Genomic DNA, 1,731 nt, shown 5'->3' with positions numbered 1-1,731 from the left:
CTAGTGCCGCATCAACCAACGTTCGCCCTGTTGTCAGCTGGAGGCGACAGCTCGTGTTGAGTGACGCGGTTACTCGGCGTCGAGCTGGTGGTCGGCCCAGATGTAGCTTTCGGGCAGCAAGTCGGCAATGAGGACGGTTCGGATGCGGTCCTCATTGCCGACGATGACCTTGAGGGCGGGGAAGTAGTCGAGGAGGACTTGCCGGCACCGGCCGCATGGGGGAACAACCCCCCGGTCGCGGTCGCCCACGGCGACGATCGTGTCCAGCTCGTAGGCGCCCTGGGCGGCTGCCGTGCCGATAAGGACCGGCTCGGCGCAGGGGCCTCCGGTGAAGTGGTATGCGTTCACCGCGGTGATGATCCGGCCGTCCTGGGCGCGGGCTGCGGCCGCCATTGTGTGGTTGTCGCCCCGGCAGCGAGTGCGCGCGACGTGGGCCGCGGCCCGGATGAGCTCGTGATCGACGTGGTGGGTCTGCGTGGTCATCTTCTCTGCCTTCGTAAGGTGTCAGGCAACGTTGATCCGCGTGACGATGGTGCGCAAGCGAATATCTGTGGTGTGCTTGTTCCGCCAGCTGATGTAGCGGCGGATCATGCTGCCCTGTTCTTTGTGGCTGGCGTGGTCGGTGCCGTCGAGGGTGAAGTAACGCAGGGCGGTGAACTGGGCCTCGATACGGTTCAGCCAGGAGGAATTGGTAGGGGTGCAGGCGATCTCGACGTTGTTCGCTGCCGCCCAGGTGCCGACCCGCTGGCACTTCTTCGTGGTCAGGTGGGGTGAGAAGTTGTCGCAGACGATCACGATCCGCACCGTCTGTGGGTGGAGCGAGCGCAGGTAGCGGCAGAACTCCAGGAACCGGGTGCGGCGCTTGACGGGCTTGATGTGGCCGTAGAGCTTGTCTTTGGCCAGGTCGGGTGCGGCGAACAGGTGCCGTACCCCGCCGTAGCGGTTGTAGGTCGCCCGCCGCCGTCGGCGCGGTTCGCGGTCTGGGTCCTTGTGCCTGCCACCGCGCTCGGCCCACTGCCGGCCCGGGTGGGGCATCAAATTGAGCGGGCCGAACTCGTCCATGCTGAAGATGACTTCGGGCTCGCCGTCCTCGGGTATGACCTCGCCGTCAGCGATCGCATACAGGTGCTCGACCCGGGCCTTCTTGGCCGCGTAGTCGGGGTCGTTGGAGGCCTTCCAGGTCTTCAGGCGTTGAAAGGAGACGCCTTCCTCGCGGAGCAGGATGCGCAGGCCCTCGTGGCTGATGTCGTCGACCACCCCCTCTGCGACCAGGAAGTCCGCCAGCTTGGTCAGACTCCAGGTCGAGAACGGCAGGTCGTGCTCGGTCGGCCTGGACTTCGCGATCTTCTTGATCTCGCGCCGCTCGGGCAGTGTGAACGTCTTGGGCCGGCCACCCTTGTACTTCGGGTACAGCGACTCGAAGCCGTCCGTGTTGAAGTTGTGGATCACGTCCCGGACCCGGTCGTCGCTGGTGAACGACACCCCGGCGATCCTCGCTACCGGCATGCCCTGCGCGGACAGCAGTACCATCTGGGCCCGCCGCCAGGTCACCACCGACCCAGCGCCCCTGCGGATAATCCGCAACAGCCGCCTGCCCTCGTCGTCGTCGATCTCACGCACGTGTACTCGACCTGCCACCCGCACAGCCTGACGGCCGTAGGCCGCCCAGGGCCATGACCCGGACGGCGCGTCACACCACAACAGGGCAAACGTTGCCTGATTCGGCACTAG

2 protein-coding genes are annotated in these 1,731 nt (G+C 65.9%); both read right to left on the bottom strand.

Annotation, left to right across the window (positions count from 1 at the left end):
* Positions 1–69 precede the first annotated feature (69 nt).
* Complete coding sequence (locus tag M1203_RS38455) at positions 70–483, bottom strand: cytidine deaminase (RefSeq protein ID WP_249954514.1); 414 nt, start codon at positions 481–483, stop codon at positions 70–72.
* Positions 484–504: 21 nt separating this feature from the next.
* Positions 505–1,638: an IS630 family transposase gene (locus tag M1203_RS38450; protein ID WP_308404972.1), complete on the bottom strand. Its 1,134-nt coding sequence runs from the start codon at positions 1,636–1,638 to the stop codon at positions 505–507.
* Positions 1,639–1,731: the final 93 nt, after the last annotated feature.

This window comes from Streptomyces sp. 35G-GA-8 (assembly GCF_023534745.1).
Lineage (GTDB): Bacteria > Actinomycetota > Actinomycetes > Streptomycetales > Streptomycetaceae > Streptomyces.
The sequence above is the reverse complement of the archived record's forward strand: the minus strand, read 5'-3'. Positions and strand labels throughout refer to the sequence as shown.

Coding starts and splice junctions, on each gene's coding strand:
- M1203_RS38455 (WP_249954514.1), bottom strand. CDS start 483: ATGACCACGCAGACCCACCACGTCGATCACGAGCTCATCCGGGCCGCG.